This is a genomic window from Shinella sp. JR1-6, from assembly GCF_004284735.1.
Lineage (GTDB): Bacteria > Pseudomonadota > Alphaproteobacteria > Rhizobiales > Rhizobiaceae > Shinella.
This window is the reverse complement of the sequence record NZ_SHMI01000006.1, coordinates 345,186-362,494: the sequence shown is the minus strand read 5'-3', so window position 1 is coordinate 362,494 and position 17,309 is coordinate 345,186. Positions and strand designations below refer to the sequence as shown.

General features: G+C 64.8%; 18 protein-coding genes. 7 read left to right on the top strand and 11 right to left on the bottom strand.

The window, feature by feature from the left end; genetic code table 11:
• Positions 1-53: 53 nt before the first annotated feature.
• Positions 54-485 carry an Hsp20 family protein gene (locus EXZ48_RS14035; protein WP_024270221.1) on the bottom strand — a complete coding sequence of 144 codons (432 nt, stop codon included), beginning with the start codon at positions 483-485 and terminating at the stop codon, positions 54-56.
• A gap of 186 nt (positions 486-671) precedes the next feature.
• On the opposite strand from EXZ48_RS14035, the gene EXZ48_RS14030 reads away from it, so the two are divergent.
• Positions 672-1,613 (top strand): nucleoside hydrolase, encoded by a 942-nt coding sequence (locus EXZ48_RS14030; protein ID WP_130516517.1) that lies wholly within the window; start codon positions 672-674, stop codon positions 1,611-1,613.
• Positions 1,613-1,972: a hypothetical protein gene (locus EXZ48_RS14025; RefSeq protein WP_130516515.1), complete on the top strand. Its 360-nt coding sequence runs from the start codon at positions 1,613-1,615 to the stop codon at positions 1,970-1,972. Before EXZ48_RS14030 ends, EXZ48_RS14025 begins: the two co-directional genes overlap by 1 nt.
• Before the next feature lie 59 nt (positions 1,973-2,031).
• Here EXZ48_RS14025 and EXZ48_RS14020 read toward each other — a convergent pair whose 3' ends face one another.
• The 3 genes from EXZ48_RS14020 to EXZ48_RS14010 all read right to left on the bottom strand — a co-directional run bounded on the left by EXZ48_RS14020 (position 2,032) and on the right by EXZ48_RS14010 (position 6,761).
• Positions 2,032-4,365 carry a methyl-accepting chemotaxis protein gene (locus tag EXZ48_RS14020; protein WP_130516513.1) on the bottom strand — a complete coding sequence of 778 codons (2,334 nt, stop codon included), beginning with the start codon at positions 4,363-4,365 and terminating at the stop codon, positions 2,032-2,034.
• A gap of 279 nt (positions 4,366-4,644) precedes the next feature.
• Positions 4,645-5,544, bottom strand: a complete 900-nt coding sequence (locus EXZ48_RS14015; RefSeq protein WP_050742632.1) for a ribokinase — start codon at positions 5,542-5,544, stop codon at positions 4,645-4,647.
• A 44-nt stretch (positions 5,545-5,588) separates the two neighbouring features.
• A complete protein-coding gene (locus EXZ48_RS14010; RefSeq protein WP_245462082.1) occupies positions 5,589-6,761 on the bottom strand; it encodes a DNA recombination protein RmuC in 1,173 nt (390 codons plus the stop codon).
• A gap of 145 nt (positions 6,762-6,906) precedes the next feature.
• On the opposite strand from EXZ48_RS14010, the gene def reads away from it, so the two are divergent.
• From def to truA, 3 genes are all read left to right on the top strand, one after another.
• Positions 6,907-7,431, top strand: a complete 525-nt coding sequence (gene def, locus EXZ48_RS14005; RefSeq protein WP_023512912.1) for a peptide deformylase — start codon at positions 6,907-6,909, stop codon at positions 7,429-7,431.
• Positions 7,432-7,521: 90 nt separating this feature from the next.
• Entirely contained in the window at positions 7,522-8,466 is a 945-nt protein-coding gene (gene fmt / locus EXZ48_RS14000; protein ID WP_130516509.1) for a methionyl-tRNA formyltransferase, read from the top strand.
• A complete protein-coding gene (truA, locus tag EXZ48_RS13995) occupies positions 8,466-9,209 on the top strand; it encodes a tRNA pseudouridine(38-40) synthase TruA (RefSeq protein ID WP_130516507.1) in 744 nt (247 codons plus the stop codon). Before fmt ends, truA begins: the two co-directional genes overlap by 1 nt.
• Positions 9,210-9,234: 25 nt before the next feature.
• On the opposite strand, the gene EXZ48_RS13990 is transcribed toward truA, so the two are convergent.
• The 4 genes from EXZ48_RS13990 to dapD all read right to left on the bottom strand — a co-directional run bounded on the left by EXZ48_RS13990 (position 9,235) and on the right by dapD (position 12,349).
• Entirely contained in the window at positions 9,235-9,831 is a 597-nt protein-coding gene (locus tag EXZ48_RS13990) for a hypothetical protein (RefSeq protein WP_130516506.1), read from the bottom strand.
• Positions 9,818-11,011, bottom strand: a complete 1,194-nt coding sequence (gene dapE / locus EXZ48_RS13985) for a succinyl-diaminopimelate desuccinylase (RefSeq protein ID WP_130516601.1) — start codon at positions 11,009-11,011, stop codon at positions 9,818-9,820. The genes EXZ48_RS13990 and dapE overlap by 14 nt, the downstream gene beginning before the upstream one ends.
• Before the next feature lie 90 nt (positions 11,012-11,101).
• Positions 11,102-11,488 carry a DUF805 domain-containing protein gene (locus EXZ48_RS13980; protein WP_050742629.1) on the bottom strand — a complete coding sequence of 129 codons (387 nt, stop codon included), beginning with the start codon at positions 11,486-11,488 and terminating at the stop codon, positions 11,102-11,104.
• A gap of 3 nt (positions 11,489-11,491) precedes the next feature.
• Positions 11,492-12,349: a 2,3,4,5-tetrahydropyridine-2,6-dicarboxylate N-succinyltransferase gene (gene dapD, locus EXZ48_RS13975; protein ID WP_130516504.1), complete on the bottom strand. Its 858-nt coding sequence runs from the start codon at positions 12,347-12,349 to the stop codon at positions 11,492-11,494.
• Positions 12,350-12,536: 187 nt separating this feature from the next.
• Between dapD and EXZ48_RS13970 the strand changes: the two genes are divergently transcribed.
• Entirely contained in the window at positions 12,537-13,430 is an 894-nt protein-coding gene (locus tag EXZ48_RS13970) for an LOG family protein (protein WP_050742627.1), read from the top strand.
• Between the two features lie 113 nt (positions 13,431-13,543).
• On the opposite strand, the gene EXZ48_RS13965 is transcribed toward EXZ48_RS13970, so the two are convergent.
• Positions 13,544-14,512 (bottom strand): EF-hand domain-containing protein, encoded by a 969-nt coding sequence (locus tag EXZ48_RS13965; RefSeq protein ID WP_130516502.1) that lies wholly within the window; start codon positions 14,510-14,512, stop codon positions 13,544-13,546.
• Between the two features lie 133 nt (positions 14,513-14,645).
• Complete coding sequence (locus EXZ48_RS13960; RefSeq protein WP_037405961.1) at positions 14,646-15,341, bottom strand: pyrimidine 5'-nucleotidase; 696 nt, start codon at positions 15,339-15,341, stop codon at positions 14,646-14,648.
• A 101-nt stretch (positions 15,342-15,442) separates the two neighbouring features.
• Between EXZ48_RS13960 and EXZ48_RS13955 the strand changes: the two genes are divergently transcribed.
• Positions 15,443-16,360, top strand: coding sequence for a DMT family transporter (locus EXZ48_RS13955; protein ID WP_023515235.1), 918 nt, complete (start codon positions 15,443-15,445; stop codon positions 16,358-16,360).
• Positions 16,361-16,378: 18 nt separating this feature from the next.
• Here EXZ48_RS13955 and argB read toward each other — a convergent pair whose 3' ends face one another.
• A complete protein-coding gene (gene argB, locus EXZ48_RS13950) occupies positions 16,379-17,266 on the bottom strand; it encodes an acetylglutamate kinase (protein ID WP_023515234.1) in 888 nt (295 codons plus the stop codon).
• Positions 17,267-17,309: the final 43 nt, after the last annotated feature.

The following is a 17,309-nucleotide window of genomic DNA, read 5'->3' as shown; positions in this document are numbered from 1 at the left end:
CAGGTTACGCTTGAAACGTTCCGGCGGGTGTTCCCGCAGGAACGGCTCATGATCTAGTCTGATACGGAAATGTTAATTTTCTTTACCATTCGCACAGGCTCGGGCCGGATGAGGTCAACCGAGAGCAGGCCGTTCTTCAGCTCCGCTCCCGAAACGCGCATGCCGTCGGCAAGCACGAAGGTGCGTTGGAACTGACGGGCCGCAATGCCGCGGTAGAGATAATCCCGCTCGCTGCTGTCGACCTGGCGGCCGCGAATGACGAGCTGGTTTTCCTCCGTCGTCACATCGAGCTCCTCGTCGGAAAAACCTGCGACGGCAAGGGTGATGCGCAGCCGTTCCGGTGCGCCCGTCTCGCCGTTCGGCTGAAGCCGCTCGATATTGTACGGGGGGTAGCCATCATTGCCCTTGGCGATGCGCTCAAGGGTCTTTTCCATGGCGTCGAAGCCCAGGAGTAGCGGGCTCGTGAAAGGGGTCATGCGTGACATGCGTCTAGTCCTTGGCTTTCAAGCGACTTTGTGGCGGGACCCGGCCTCGGCATCCCGATGGTTGCAATATGGGGATTGCCGATGCAGGGCGCAAGACGCTTGCGAACGGCGATTTCGCAAATATAGTCGCCGCTTCGCCTGCGCAGCGCGGGCCAAGAACAGAACCAGTGAGGAAACGGAGACGGCATGTCTGAGCCACGGAAAATTATCATCGACACGGATCCCGGCCAGGACGATGCCGCCGCAATCATGCTGGCGCTCGGCAGCCCAGAACTCGATATCCTCGGTATCACCACCGTCGCCGGCAACGTGCCGCTGGCGCGCACGTCCTGCAACGCCCGCATCATCCTGGAATTCTGCTCCCGCACCGATGTGAAGGTCTATGCCGGCGCAGACAAGCCGATCGCCCGTCCGCTGATCACCGCCGAGCATGTCCATGGCAAGACCGGCCTCGATGGCCCGGAGCTGCACGAGCCTCGGATGCCGCTGGAGGCCCAGCACGCCGTGGACTTCATCATCGAGACACTCCAGCACGAACCGGCGGGCACGGTGACGCTCTGCACGCTCGGTCCGCTGACGAACATCGCGACGGCGCTGGAAAAGGCGCCCGACATCGCCGGCCGTGTGCGCGAACTGGTCATGATGGGCGGCGGCTTCTTCGAGGGCGGCAACATCACGCCGGCCGCCGAATTCAACATCTATGTCGATCCGGAAGCAGCCGCTGCCGTCTTCAAGTCCGGCATTCCGATCGTTATGATGCCGCTCGACGTCACGCACAAGGTTCTGACGCTGAAGAGCCGCGTCGCCGGGCTTCGTGCGATCGGCAGCCGCCCCGCCAAGGCCCTGGTCGAGATGCTGGATTTCTTCGAGCGTTTCGACGTCGAAAAATACGGCTCCGACGGCGGCCCGCTGCATGATCCGACCGTCATCGCCTATCTCCTGAAGCCGGAATTGTTCTTCGGCCGTAACTGCAACGTGGAGATCGAGACCGCTTCGCCGCTCACCGTTGGCATGACCGTCGTCGACTGGTGGCAGGTTACCGACCGAAAGCACAATGCGCGGGTGATGAAGGATGTCGATGCCGACGGTTTCTTCGCTCTCCTCGCCGAGCGCGTCGGCCGTCTCTGATGCGTGGCCCCCGCAGCGCCGAACCGGGTGCCGAAGGCCGTTTCCACAAGGAGATGATGGCGCTCTACGATCGCTTCGCGACGCTTGGCTTCCGCCCGGTCCTGCTGCGCCGCTTCGTGCTGCTCAATGGCGGCGTGGGGGCCGCGAAGGAACTCGTGTTCAAACCCGGCACGACCGGGCTGGAGCGGCTGCTCGACGCGGGCAAGCCGGAGCTCTCCATGGAGGCGATGATGCTGCGGCCTGAATATCGGGACCTCTTTTCCGAACTGGAGCTGAAGGAGGCCACGCAACGCCTTGCGAGCGCCAGCCGATCGCGCTCTCGCGGCCGGCTCCAGGCGCAGCCGACGGAGCGGAAGTAAGTCCCATAAACAAAAAGGCCGGCGTCTCCGCCGGCCCTTTTTTCGTTATTCGGTCCGCCTCAGAACTCTTCCCAATCGTCCTGAGCAAGCGCCGTGTTGCCGGCGACCTGCGGCATGGCGCGGGCCGTCGTGCGCGGCGCCTGATAGGCGGTGCGTTGCGGCTGGACGTCGCGGCGGGTTGCCTGCTGTACCGGCTGGGCGGCCATGGTGGCCGCGCCGGCGCGGAAGCGGGCGACGAGCGACTTCAGCGTCTGGGCCTCGTCGTTGAGCGCCATGGAGGCGGCGGTGGTCTCCTCGACCATCGCGGCGTTCTGCTGGGTCACCTGGTCCATCTGGTTGACGGCCGCGTTGATCTCCTTGAGGCCGACGGCCTGTTCGGAGGCGGACGAGGAGATCTGGCGGATGAGGCTGTTGATCTGGATGACCTGGTCGGCAATGTTTTCCAGCGCGCTGCCGGCCTTACCGACGAGATCGACGCCCTCGCGGACCTGCACCTCGGAGGTGTTGATCAGCGTCTTGATCTCCTTGGCGGCGTTGGCCGAGCGCTGGGCGAGCTCGCGTACTTCCTGGGCGACGACGGCAAAGCCCTTGCCGGCTTCGCCCGCGCGCGCCGCTTCCACGCCGGCATTGAGTGCCAGAAGGTTTGTCTGGAAGGCGATGTCGTCGATGACCCCGATGATGTTGGAGATCTCGTGCGAGGAGTGCTCGATGCCGCGCATGGCGTCGATCGCCTTCTGCACCACTTCGCCGGACTTGCTGGCGTCGTTGCTCGCCGTTTCCACCGATTTGGCAGCGACGCGGGCATTATCCGCGCTGGAGTTGACCTGCGAGGTGATCTGGTCGAGGGCGGCCGCCGTCTCTTCCAGGCTTGCCGCCTGCTGTTCGGTGCGGTGCGAGAGATCGGCCGCGCCCTTGGAAATCTCGCCGGTGCCACCGCCGATGTTCCCGACCGAGGCATTGACCGTCTGGATCGTTTCCTCGAGGCTGGCGATCGCCGAGTTGAAATCGTTCTTGAGCTTGCCGTATTCGCCCGGGAAATCACCGGAGAGGCGGAAGGTCAGGTTGCCGGAGGAAAGCTGGGCAAGGCCGTCGCCGAGGCGGGCGACGATGTCGCGCTGGAGGGCACTCGATTCGGCGCGCTCGGCTTCCGATCTGTTGCGCTCGGTCTCGGTCAGCTGGCGCTGGTTGTCGGCTTCGGCTTCCAGGCGCTTGGTGTCTGCAAGCTGGTGGCGGAACCCTTCCAGAGCCTTGGCGACCGAGCCGGTTTCGTCCGAGCGCTCCTGGCCGGCGATCGGCTGGGTATAGACGCCGCTGCTGAGCGTTGCCACGCCGGAAACGAGGCCGGCAAGCGGCTTCTGTACGAAGACGCGAATGGCGGTGTAGAGGCCGGCAAGCACGGCGCCGAGAACGATCAGGCCACCGAGGATCATCATGCGGGTCTGGTCGTTGATCGGTGCGGCGATTGCCGCGCGCGGCACGTCGACCAGCACGATCCAGGTCGTGTTGATGTCCGGCAGCGCAAAGGGGTAGACGACACGGTCGAAGGCGGCCAGCTCGTCGAAGGAGAGGTTCTCGATGCGGCCGGTCTTGCCTGTGGCAAGGGCTTCCTTGACAATCTCGGCACCCTGGCCGTCATAATCCGTCATCAGGAGGTCGGCGTTCGGCGCAACGATCCACTTGCCGGTCTGCGACAGCAGCATGACGCGGCCCTCACCGAAGGGCTTCAGCTGGCTGAGTTTTTCGTTGAGCGTCTTCAGCGAGACATCGACGCCGGTGACGCCGATCAGCTTGCCGCCCGGAGCGACCGGAAAGGCGATGGAGGCCATGGTGAAGCCTTCGCCGGTCGAGCTTTCCTTGTAGGGCTGGCTCATCGCACCCTTGCCGCTGCCGGCAGCCAGCGAATACCACTCGGCCTTGTAGTCGGATTCAAAGGTGGAAAGCGCGATGGAGCCGTCCTTGCGCTTCGTCCAGTAAGGGTTGAACGAGCCGTCCTTGAACGTGCCGGTTTCCAGCTGTTCGGCCGTCTCGCGCGATTTGCCGTCGAAGGCGTTCGGCTCTTCCGCAAACCAGCTGCCGAGCGCGAAACTGTTCTTTTCCGCATTCGCCTTGATGAGGTCGACCACTTCCTTGCGGTCGAAATGCCCGCCGGCCTGGCCCTGCTCGATCACGCCCGCCATGGAGCGCGCGGCGCTGGCCAGCTGGCCGATATCGGTCGCGATGTCGGCGGCGATCGCCTTCGCCTCGGTGTCGGCTTCGGAATAGACGAGATCGGCGACGCGGCTCTGCGTCTGGCCGATGAGTACGGTATTGGAGGCGAGCATCACCAGGGCGATCGTGCCGCCGGTAACCGCGATGAGCTTCGTCGCGAGCGACTTGGCCTGGAACTTGAACATAAAATCCTCACGATGAGAGACGTCCGCGGCGGCACCGCGGAGGAGCACATTCGTTTGCAGGGGGTCTCCATCATGGAGGTCGGGGCGCGCGACCAGCGCCGACGGCAGCCGACCGGAAGGGCCGCGCCTGAGGACTTCAGTAACCTATAAAATATTAATAAATAGCCAAATATCGCCACCACTTCTCGGCGCAACCAGCTGATTTTTCAGGCGCCGCAGCCAATGCGACGCCCGATGTGCCAATTGCGAAATCCGGCGGGCGGAGCCGCCGCATCGACGTCAGATTTCGGCGTCGACGGCGGGAGCGAAGGGGATGGAGGGCTGGGCGCCGGGCTTCAGGCAGGCGAGCGATCCGGCGACGGCTGCACGGCGCAGCGCCTCCTTGAAGCCGAGGCCGGCATCGAGCGAGGCGGCAAGATAGCCGCAGAACGTATCGCCCGCCCCCACCGTATCGACAGGCTCGATCTTGAGGCCGGCGGCGCGGAAGATCTCGTTCTTGCGGATCGCGACGACGCCATCGGCGCCAAGCGTTACGATGATCGTCTGGCCGCTGTCGGCATGCAGTGCGCGCATCGTCGTCTCGCGCGCCTCGTCGGAGAGCTCGCCCTTGCCGACGAAGAGGTCGAATTCCGTTTCATTGGCGACGAGGATATCGGCCATCGCGCCGAGGCGGCGGGCATCGGCGCTGAACGGCGCGATGTTGACGACCGAGATGGCGCCCTTCTGCTTGGCGCTGACGAGCGCGGCTTCGATGGCGGCATTGGGAATTTCGAACTGCAGCATCAGATAGTCGCCACGCGTCATGCCGCCGACGGTGCGCTTGGCGTCCTCCTCGCTGACGGTGCCGTTGGCGCCCGGTACGACGACGATGACGTTCTCACCCTCGTCGTCCACAAGGATATGGGCCGTCCCGGTCGCCTCGGCGGCGGAGCGTACGCCGTTGAGGTCCACGGCGGCGTCGGCGAGCAGGGCCAGCGCCTGGCTGCCGAGCCGGTCGTCGCCCACGGCGCCGGCCATGCGTACGATCGCGCCGGCGCGACGGGCGGCGAGCGCCTGGTTGGCGCCCTTGCCGCCAGCGGCGGTGGTGAAGCTGCTGCCCATCACCGTCTCGCCCGGCTTCGGCAGGCGTTCTGGCGTGGCGATGAGGTCCATGTTGATGGAGCCGAAGACGGTGATCATGAGAGGTGCCCCTTATGGTTTCCGCCGGACACTGCCCGAGGCGGTCAGTCTTCGTCAACCACCCTCAGGCGAAGCTGTCCCGTTCGGGTCTCGACAGCCGCCTCCGCCGGTGGAGAAAGCGGTGCGGTTGCCTCGAAATCCATGTCCCCGATGCGCGCGCCGCGCCGCGTGAGCTTCTCTGTCGAGGTCAGGATGAGGTCGACATCCTTCTGGGCTGCGGTGAAATGACCGGAAAGCTTGCGCACCCGGTCGTCGAGCCGCGTCAAATCGTCCATCAGCCTGGCGACCTCGCCCTGGATGACATGGGCCTGCTCGCGCATGCGCTGATCCTTCAGAAGCGCCTGCAATACCTGCACGGAGAGCATCAGCAGCGATGGCGAGACGATGACGATGCGTGCCCGGTGTGCCCGCTGCACGATAGCCTCGAAATTCTCGTGGATGCTGGCGAAGATCGATTCCGAGGGCACGAAGAGGAAGGCGGTGTCCTGCGTCTCGCCGGCCAGCAGGTACTTTTCGGCGATATCGCGGATATGGGTCTCCATGTCGCGGCGGAATTGTTGCGCGGCGAGCTTGGCGGCCTCGGGAGAGCGTCCGTCCGACAGGGCATTCCATGCCTCGAGCGGAAATTTCGCATCGATGACGAGGGGCGGCTGGCCGTTCGGCATGCGGATCGTGCAATCCGGTCTGACGCCGTTGGAAAGCTGCGCCTGGAACTGGTAGGCGCCCGATGGCATGGCATCGGCGATGATCGTCTCCATGCGCGACTGGCCGAAGGCGCCGCGCGTCTGCTTGTTCGACAGGATCGCCTGGAGGCCGACCACGTCTTTCGCCAGTGACTGGATGTTGCTCTGCGCATTGTCGATGACGGCAAGCCGTTCCTGCAGGCGGCGCAGGTTTTCGTGCGTCGAGCGGGTCTGTTCTGAGATCGACTGGCCGAGCCGCTGCGTCAGGCCGTCGAGCCTGGCATTGATCGCCTGGTTTGTTTCCGACTGCTTGGAGCCGAAGACCTCGGCCATGGCGGCGACGCGTCCCTGCATTTCCGTCTGCGCCTTCAGGAGTTCGGCAAAGCGCAACTCCGCTATGCCCGCAGCCTCGCGCTGGCGCGCCTGGCTGCGGCGGGCCGAAAGGAGGCCGAAAACGGCGATCAGCGCGGCTGCGAGCAGCATGAGTGCCGGGCCGGGGCCGCCAAGTCGAGTGAGGAAGGAGGCAAGCAACATGTCAAAGGTCGGATCGATCATGCCGCGACCATAACACGGATTGCGGCGGAAACCAGATCATAACGTGAACAGAGGTGCGCGCACTGCAGCGCCGGCGGCAGTCGAAGCCGATTGAAAGCGTCAAAAAACCGCGCTAAGGAGGCGCATGACCATCAAGCCGCTGATTATCCTTCCCGATCCGATCCTCCGCCAGGTTTCGAAGCCCATCGAGACCATCGACAGCGAGGTGAAGAAGCTCGCCGACGACATGCTGGAAACCATGTACGATGCGCCGGGCATCGGCCTTGCCGCCATCCAGATCGGTGTGGCGCGCCGCATGCTGGTGCTCGACGTCTCGAAGGAGGGCGAGGACAAGAAGCCACTCGTCTTCATCAATCCGGAAGTCGTCTCCGCTTCGGATACCCGCTCGGTCTACGAGGAGGGTTGCCTGTCGATCCCGGACTATTATGCCGAGGTCGAGCGTCCTGCCGTCATCACCGTCAAGCACCTCGACCGGGACGGCAAGGAGCAGCTGACGGAGGCCGACGGGCTGCTGGCGACCTGTCTTCAGCACGAGATCGATCACCTCAACGGCGTGCTGTTCATCGACCATATTTCGAAGCTGAAGCGCGAGATGGTGATCCGCAAATTCACCAAGGCGGCGAAGCTGCGTGGCAGCAAGGCGCTCTGAGGCGACAACCGCCCAGGTTTCCGTTTTCCCGCAATGCCGAGGCAAAACGCTTCGCGCCTTTGCCGGTATTGCTTTCATGGAGGCTGACCGATGGCCCTTCGCATCATCTTCATGGGCACGCCGGATTTCTCCGTGCCGACGCTGGAGGCGTTGGTGAAAGCCGGCCACGAGATCGTCGCCGTCTATTCGCAGCCGCCCCGCCCGGCCGGCCGCCGTGGCCTCGAACTGGTGAAGTCGCCGGTGCACCAGGCGGCGGAAAAGCTTGGGCTTCCGGTCTTCACGCCGCTCAATTTCCGCGAGGAGGCCGATCGCGCGGCCTTTCACGCGCTGAAGGCGGACGTCGCCGTCGTCGTCGCCTATGGTCTCCTGCTGCCGGAGGCGATCCTGACCGGTACCCGGCTCGGCTGCTACAACGGCCATGCCTCGCTGCTGCCCCGCTGGCGCGGCGCGGCACCCATCCAGCGGGCGATCATGGCGGGTGATGCGGAAACCGGCATGATGGTCATGCAGATGGAAAAGGGGCTTGATACCGGCCCGGTCGCGCTCACCCGCCGGGTGGCGATCGGCGACGGCATGACGGCCGGCGAGCTGCATGACGCCCTGATGCAGGCAGGTGGCGCCCTGATGACGGAGGCCATGGCAAAGCTGGAGGCCGGCGACCTGCCGTTGACCCCGCAAGCCGAGACGGGCGTGCTCTACGCCGCCAAGATCGACAAGACCGAGACCCGCATCGATTTTTCCCGCCCGGCCGGCGATGTGCACAACCATATCCGCGGTCTCTCGCCCTTACCCGGCGCCTGGTTCGAGCTGCCGGTCGGCGGCAAGTCGGAGCGGGTGAAGGTGCTGGCGAGTGCGCGGGCGAGTGAAACCACGGCGAAGGCTGCCGGCACGGTTCTCGACGACCGGCTCACGGTCGCCTGCGGTGATGGCGAAGCCGTGCGGCTCGTGCGCCTGCAGAAGGCGGGCGGCAAGCCGCTCGACGCAGCGGATTTCCTTCGCGGCACGCCGGTCGCGGCCGGCCAGGTCATCGGCTGATGCCGCGCTACCGCCTCCGCATCGAGTATGACGGCACGCCCTATGTCGGCTGGCAGAGGCAGGACAACGGGCACTCCGTGCAGGGGGCCATCGAGGCGGCCATCCTGTCGCTGACGGGCGAGGCCGTCTCGATCCGCGGCGCGGGGCGCACGGATTCCGGCGTGCATGCCATGGGGCAGGTGGCCCATGCGGATCTTTCACGGGTATGGAAGGACCACACGCTGCGCAACGCGCTCAACGCCCATCTCGGCATGGCCCGCGAGCGGGTCGTGATCCTCGATGCCGCTGAGGTGCCCGATGATTTCGACGCCCGCTTCTCGGCGGTGAAGCGGCACTATCTCTACCGCATCATCTCACGCCCGGCGCCGTTGGCGCTGGAGGCGAACCGGGCCTGGTTTGTGACCAGGACGCTCGACCACCAGATGATGCATGCCGCCGGGCAGATGCTGGTCGGCAGGCATGATTTCACGACCTTCCGGGCTGCCCAATGCCAGGCGAACAGCCCGGTGCGCACCATCGACCGGCTGGACGTGACGCGCAGCGGCGACCTGATCGAGATGCGCGTTTCGGCGCAGAGCTTTCTGCACAACCAGATCCGCTCCTTCGCCGGCACGCTGAAGCTGGCGGGGGAGGGCAAGTGGACGCCGGAGGATGTGCGCAGCGCGCTTGAGGCGCGTGACCGCAAGGCCTGCGGCCCCGTTGCGCCGCCGGACGGGCTCTACTTCATGGCTGTCGACTACTAACCGTTTCCGGACGCAGGAATGCCGGTCAGCCCGGCAGCGTGCCGAGAGCCTGTTGCAATTGCTGCCCGGCAATCATCGGCGGCAGCACGTAGATCGCCGTGATGGCGGAGGCGAGCAGCGTCTGCTTGCCGACACACATCCAGACGAGGCGGAATTGCAGCACGACGCTGGCGCCGAAGACCGCATAGAGCAGCAGGCCGGCAAAGGGCGCGCTCCCCGGCAGAACCAGCGTCAGCGCGAAGGGGATCGCCGCCGCATAGGCGAAGGGCACGGCGATCCAGTTGCCCGCCGTCACGACGGTTGCCAGATGCCTGCCGTAGCCGAGCGGGCGCGCAAGCGCCAGAAGCAGCACCAGGGGCAGCAGCCAGCCCGCCACGTCGATCACCAGGAGCTTGACGAAGAAGGGGAGGCCGGCAGGTGTTCCCGCCGGCATGCTGCCGAGAAAATAGAGCCGCCAGGACGCCCAGATGACGGCAAAGGCGGGAAGGCACCAGGCGAAGGCCCAGAAGGAACGGGCAAGCCCGCGCACCGTCAGGTCCAGCCAGCCGAAGCCTTCCTGCTTCTGCCGCACGAGCAGGAAGACGCCGGTGAGATAATACAGGACCTCGTCAAGCCTGGGCATCGCCGAACCAGCGCTGGATGAAGGTCTCGTAGATCACGGTCAGTGTCTCGAGATCGGCGACGGCCACGCGCTCGTCGACCATGTGCATGGTCTGTCCGACGAGGCCGAACTCCACGACCGGGCAATAGTCCTTGATGAAGCGGGCATCGGAGGTGCCCCCCGTCGTCGACAGTTTCGGCGCACGGCCGACCACGGTCTCCACGGCACCCGACAGCGAGGCGACCAGCCGGTCGTTGCGGGTAAGGAAGACGTGGCTCGGGCGTTCGGCCCAGGCGATGTCGTAGCGGAGTGGCGGGCGGCCCGGCCGCAGCCTTTCGTCGCGCGCTGCGGCATCAAGCCGGCGCACGATCTCGGCCATCACGGTCTCGGCCGTCCAGCTGTCGTTGAAGCGGATGTTGAAGCGGGCGATCGCCTGTGCCGGTACGACATTGGTCGCGGGGTTGCCGACGTCGATCGTCGTCACCTCGAGGTTCGACGGCTGGAAGTTCTCCGTGCCGGCGTCGAAGGGCGGGTGCATCAGGGCGTCGGTGAGCGCGATCACGCCGCGCACGGCGTTGTCGGCAAGATGCGGATAGGCGGCATGGCCCTGCACGCCATGCACCGTGATCGTGCCGGAGACGGAGCCACGCCGGCCGATCTTGATCATGTCGCCGAGCTGGTCCGGATTCGTCGGCTCGCCGACGAGGCAGGCATCCCAGCGTTCGCCACGCTCCGCGGCCCATTGCAGCAGCTTGATCGTGCCGTTGACGGCCGGGCCTTCCTCGTCACCGGTGATGAGGAAGGAGAGCGAACCCTTCGGCGGGCCGTTCTTTGCGATCTGGCGCGCGACGGCGGCGACGAAGCAGGCGATGCCGCCCTTCATGTCTACCGCACCGCGGCCGAACATCTCGCCGTCGGCGATCTCGGCGCCGAAGGGCGCATGCGTCCAGGCCGCCGCGTTGCCGACGGGTACGACATCCGTGTGGCCGGCGAACATCAGGTGCGGTTCCTCGGTGCCGATGCGGGCATAGAGGTTCTCGATGTCGGGCATGCCGGGCTCGCGCGCCGTCATGCGCTCCACCGTGAAGCCGAGCGGCTCCAGCATGGCGGCGAGCGCCGACAGCGCTCCGCCTTCGGCAGGGGTGACGGAGGGGCAGCGGATGAGCGTTGCGAGATTGGCGATCGGATCGGCGGGGGTCATGGACATGCGGTCACGGCACGAAAGGGAGGAGTGAGAATCGAGATTTAGCCGATCGCCCGTGCGCTGTCACGCGCGCCAGAAGAGGGCCTGTCAGTCTTTCGGCCGATTGGGCAGGCTGCCATAGTCGTTCGGCCCGTTCGTTCCCGGCCAGACCATGAAGGCGAAGAGCGCGAAGAAGGAGATGGCCGGGATGAACAGGCAGATGATCAGCGGCAGCGGCAGGTTCATGTCGTGCAGCCGCTTGACCGTCAGGAGAACGGAGGAGACCGTGGAGACGAGCGCCATGCCGACGAAGACGAAGGACCAGAGGAGGAAGGAGGGATCCTCCTTCGGCACGATGATGATGCGGGCGAGCGCCGCCGAAAGCAGCATGAGCCAGAACGCCCAGCCGAGCGCGAAGGGCACCCGGCTGACCCGGCCGGACCAGCCGAAGAAGAGCCAGGCGAGGCTCGGCCTCTGCTCTTCCACGACCGCCATGACTTAGTCCCGGAGCAGTTCGTTGATGCCGGTCTTCGAGCGGGTCTGCGCATCGACACGCTTGACGATGACGGCGCAGTAGAGGCTTGGCGCGGGCAGGCCGTTCGGCATGGTCTTGTCTGACGGCATGGAACCGGCGACGACGACGGAATAGGGCGGCACCTCGCCATAGGTCACTTCGCCCGTCGCGCGGTCGACGATCTTGGTCGACTTGCCGATGAAGACGCCCATGCCGAGCACGGAGCCCTCGCGCACGATGCAGCCCTCGACGACTTCCGAACGGGCGCCGATGAAGCAATTGTCCTCGATGATCGTCGGGCCGGCCTGCATCGGCTCCAGAACGCCGCCGATGCCGACGCCGCCCGAGAGGTGCACGTGCTTGCCGATCTGTGCGCAGGAGCCCACCGTCGCCCAGGTATCGACCATCGTGCCCTCGCCGACATAGGCGCCGAGATTGACGAAGGAAGGCATCAGGATGGCGTTCGGCGCGATATAGGCCGAGCGGCGCACCACGCAGTTCGGCACGGCACGGAAGCCGGCCTTCTCGAATTCGTTGACGCTCCAGCCGTCGAACTTGGAGGGCACCTTGTCCCACCAGGACGAATCGCCCGGGCCACCCTTGACGATCTCCATCGGGTTGAGGCGGAAGGAGAGCAGAACGGCCTTCTTGAGCCACTGGTTGACGGTCCAGGTGCCATCCTCGCCGCGCTGGGCAACGCGCACCTTGCCGGCGTCGAGAAGGTTGAGGGACGTCTCCACGGCATCGCGCACTTCACCGCGCGTGCCGGTGTTTATGCCGTCGCGTTCCTCGAAGGCGCGCTCGATGGTGGCGGAAAGGGTGGCGAGGTCGGACAGGCTCATCGGAATTCCTTAAACTTCGAGGCTTATTTTCGATTGTCGGGATGCCGGAAGGTTGATTTCATCGATCTGCAAAATGCTCTAGAGCAAGTGCCGGAAAAGATGAAGCCCCTTTCCGGCAGATACTGTCGCACGGGCGCAATGGTAATCCCGTGGGGCCGGAAAGCAGGCCAGCAAGCAGGAAAGTGACATGGCAAGACTGAAGAAGAAGAATCTGCGTCGCAAGGATGGCGTGTGGGATCCGTTGGCCGACAGCGCGCAGGACAAGCACCGCGCTGCGGTGGTGCCGCAGACGCCGCAGTCGGCCCATCCGGCCTATCGGCTTGCCTATGTGGATGACGATTTCCTCTGCCGCGAGGAGCTACGCCCGGTCCGCCTCCAGCTGGAACTCCTGAAGGTCGAGATGATGCTTGCCGAACGCGGCATCAAGTCGACGGTCGTGATGTTCGGCGGCGCGCGCATTCCCGCGCCCGGCCAGGAGGCCTGGGCAGCGCGCAACGAGACCCAGCGTATCAACCTCGAAGCCGCTTCGGTCTATTACGAGGAGGCGCGCAAGTTCGCGCGCATGTGCTCGGAAAAATCGGCCGAGCTCGACTTCAAGGAGTATGTCGTCGTCACCGGTGGTGGGCCTGGCGTCATGGAGGCGGGCAATCGCGGGGCGGCCGATATCGGCGCGCCGTCGATCGGCCTCAACATCGTGCTGCCGCACGAGCAGGCGCCGAACCCCTATGTCACGCCGGAGCTCAGCTTCAACTTCCACTATTTCGCGATCCGCAAGATGCACTTCCTGCTGCGCGCCAAGGCCGTGACGGTGTTTCCGGGCGGCTTCGGCACGCTGGACGAACTGTTCGAGACGGTGACGCTGATGCAGACGGGCCGCATGGCGCTGGTGCCGCTCATCCTGTTCGGCAAGGCGTTCTGGCACAAGATCATCGATTTCGAAGCGCTCGCGGCCTTTGGCACGATCGCGCCGGGTGATGTGGAGCTGATGCAGTTCGTCGAGACGGCCGACGAGGCCTGGGACATCATCGTGAAGTTTTACGAGAATCTGGAAGCCGAGCAGGCGGTTGCCGCTCAAGGCTGACACGCCGCGAGGCTGCTCCTCTGTCTTTCCCGCCCCGTATCGAGGCGAGGGAGTGGCTTCACCGACGGAAACGCCCCGGCATCGACCGGGGCGTTTTGTATCCGACGGGCTGATTACTTGTGGCGCTTGCCCATCTCGTCGGCGGTGATGAAGCCGTCGCCGTTGCGGTCGCGCTGCTTGAACATCGCCGCTGCGGCGGTTTCCATCTCCGTCTTGGTCAGCGCGCCGTTCTTGTCGGCATCGGCACGTTCGAACATGCGGCCGCCCATGCGGTCGAACCGGGCTTCGCTCAGCGCCTTGAGCGCGGCTTCCTTGGCCTCCCCATCGGTCGCCTTCACGGCGCGGTAGGCCTTGCGGGCATCACGAAAGGCTTCGCGCTTGGCATCGACCTCGGCCTTCGTCACCTCGCCGTTCTTGTCGGCGTCGAAACGCTGGAAGGTTTCTGCGGCGCGCTGTAGCAATTCGTCCTGCGAGACCTTGCCGTCGCTGTTGGCATCGAGGCGCTTCAGCATGCGCTCGGCACGCTCCTCGCCGCCCTTGCCGTGGTGGCCCTTGCCCCAGCCTTTACCCTTGTGGGGGCGCGCATCCGCCGTGTCGATCGCGCCGTCCTTGTTGCTGTCGCGGCGTTCGAAGATCGTCTCGGCAGAGGCGAGCACCTCGGCTTCGGAGAGCGTGCCGTTCTTGTCGGTGTCGGCGCGGTCGAACATGCGGCCGGCACCGGGCAGCATGAAGGGACCGGCAGCCCGCAGCGCCTCGCGGGCCTTGTCCTTGTCGGCATCGGCCGCATCGCGCACGACCTTGCGGGCCTCGCGGAACGCGTCGTGGCGGGTCTTGATCTCGTCCTTCGTCACTTGGCCGTTGCCGTCGGCATCGAAGGTCTTGAAAGTGGCGGAGATGTTGGCCTTGAACTCGTCGAGCGAGACCTTGCCGTCCTTGTTGGTGTCGAGACGCTCGACCATCGCGGCATGACGCGGTCCGTGCCGGCCCTCGCCCTTGGCGGCAAATGCGGGGGCGGCGACGCCCGAAAGAAGAAGGCCGGCAGCGACGGCGCCGAGAAGAAGTTCCTTTTTGGTCATGGTCATTCCTTTCCATCCATCAGCGTCCCTTGGGGAGGCAGGATAGGGGGAATGCCGGCCGGCACCAGTTACAAATTGGTAATTCAAGCTTTTGACGGAAAAGGGTTTTTTCCGTGTCGGTAATATGTCGGGCTCTTGCCTAGAGCAGCGCGTTGAGGAAGGCCGTCAGGTTTGAAGTCGCATAGTCGATATGCTTGTCGCCGTCCGTCCGCTTCTCCCAGGCATCGACGAATTCATGATTCTCGTCGCGCGGGGTCAGCAGAACGGTCTTCATGCCGAGCGTCTTCGGCACGATGAGATTGCGCGGCAGATCCTCGAACATCACGGCCTGTTTCGTGTCGACCCGGTGCAGCGCCATGAACTTGTCGTAGGTCGCGCCCGCCGGCTTCGGCACGTACTCCGCAGCCACGATATCGAAGACGTCGTCGAAATGGTGGAAGATACCGAGGGCCCTTGCCGCCATCTCGGCATGCTTGACGCTGCCGTTCGTGAAGATGAACTTGCGGCCCGGCAGCGCCTGGATCGCCTCGCCGAGCGGCAGGTCGGGCGACAGCACGTCGTAATTGATCGCATGCGCCTTTTCGAGGAAGTCCGCCGGATCGATGGCGTGATGGATCATCAGGCCTTTCAGCGTCGTGCCATGATCGAAATAATACTGCTTCTGCAGGGTGCGCGCGTCCTCGCGCGACAGGCCGAGCAGGGCCGAGACGTAAGCCGTCATGTTCTTGTCGATCTGGGCGAAGAGATCGACATGATGCGGGTACAGCGTGTTGTCGAGGTCGAAGACCCAGTCACGCACATGGCTGAAATCGGCTTTGTTCGGAAGATCGCTCATGGGCGTCTTATGGCATGGGCCCGCGCCGAGGGAAATGGAATTTTCCATGCCGTTCGGATCCGGTGATGGATTCGGCAAGGCCCGCGTGTTAGCGGCAGGATATGGAAATCTGGGTTCTCATCACAGTCGCGGCGGCCTTCCTCCAGAACGTCCGTTCCGCCATGCAGAAACATCTCAAAGGCAGAATGGGGACGACGGGTGCGACCTTTGTGCGCTTCGGCTTCGGCGTGCCCTTTGCGCTCCTCTACATGGGCATCCTCGCCGTGGTGCTGGCAAGGCCGCTGCCGGTGCCGGGGGCGGCCTTCTTCCTCTGGGCCGTTCTCGGCGGGATCGGCCAGATCGCAGCGACCTTCCTCCTCGTCCACCTCTTCTCGTTCCGCAATTTCGCGGTCGGAACGGCCTATTCGCGCACGGAGCCGGCGCAAGCGGCCGTCTTCGCGCTGGTCTTCCTCGGCGAGCGGGCTTCGGCCGGAACACTCGTCGCCATCGCCATCTCCGTTGCCGGCGTGATGATCATCTCGGTGGCCCGCAGCGTGGTGTCGCTGCGCACGCTCGTGACGTCGGTCTTTTCGCGGACGGCTGCGATCGGTCTGTTGTCGGGCACGTTCTTCGGCATCTCCGCCGTCGCCTACCGCTCCGCCTCGCTGGCGCTTGCACCGACACTGCCGGTGCCGGACTACATGATGCAGGCAAGCTATACGCTGGTCTTTGTGATCGTGTTGCAGACCGTGCTGATGCTCGGCTGGATCCTGCTGCGTGAAAGGAACGAACTGCCGCGCATCGCGGCCGCGTGGCGCCCGGCGCTTCTCGTCGGGTTTGTCGGCGCCACCGCCTCGTTCGGCTGGTTCATGGCGATGACGTTGCAGCAGGCTGCCGTCGTGAAGGCGCTCGCGCAGGTGGAGATGCTGTTCACCTTCGCCTCCACCGTCTTCATCTTCAAGGAGCGCATCAACCGTCTGGAAATCGCCGGTTGCGCGCTCATCGTCGTCGGGGTGCTGGCGCTGCTCGCCTACGGCTGAAGCAGCGCCGAAGCCGGATCAGGGCACGAGGAGCGTGCCGGCGCCATGCTCGGTGAAGATTTCGAGCAGCACGGAATGGGCGGTCTTGCCGTTCAGAATGACGACGCCCTGCACGCCGGCCTTGATGGCGTCGATACAGGTTTCTACCTTCGGGATCATGCCGCCGGAAATCGTGCCGTCCTTGATGAGGGCGCGGGCTTCGGCCACGGAAAGTTCCTTGATGAGCTGGCCGTTCTTGTCGAGCACGCCGGGTACGTCCGTCAGGAAGAGCAGGCGCGTCGCGTTCAGTGCGCCCGCGATGGCGCCGGCGAAGGTGTCGGCATTGATGTTGTAGGTATGGCCGTCGCGGCCTGGCGCGACGGGAGCGATGACCGGGATCATCTCGGATTTCGCAAGCAGGTCGATCAGGGTGCGATCGACCTCCACCACCTCGCCGACAAAGCCGAGATCGAGAATGCGCTCGATATTGCTGTCCGGATCGATGACGGTCTTCTTGGCCTTTTCGGCGAAGACCATGTTGCCGTCCTTGCCGCAAAGGCCGATCGCCCATTCGCCGGTCTGGTTGATCAGCGCGACGATCTCCTTGTTGATCGAGCCGGCGAGCACCATCTCGACGATCTCGACCGTCTTCTGGTCGGTGACGCGCAGGCCCCCTTCGAATTTCGATTCGATGCCCATCTTGCTCAGCATCGCGCCGATCTGCGGGCCGCCGCCATGCACGACGATCGGGTTGACGCCCGACTGCTTGAGCAGTGCGATGTCGCTGGCGAAAGCCTTGCCCAGTTCCGCATTGCCCATGGCGTGGCCGCCATATTTCACCACGATGGTCTTGTTCTCGTAGCGCTGCATGAAGGGCAGGGCTTGCGCGAGAAGGCGGGCTTGGGTTTCGCTTTCGGATAGGGACATGGCGGCCTCTTGGGAACGGGTGGGCGCCTGTTTAACGCATGTT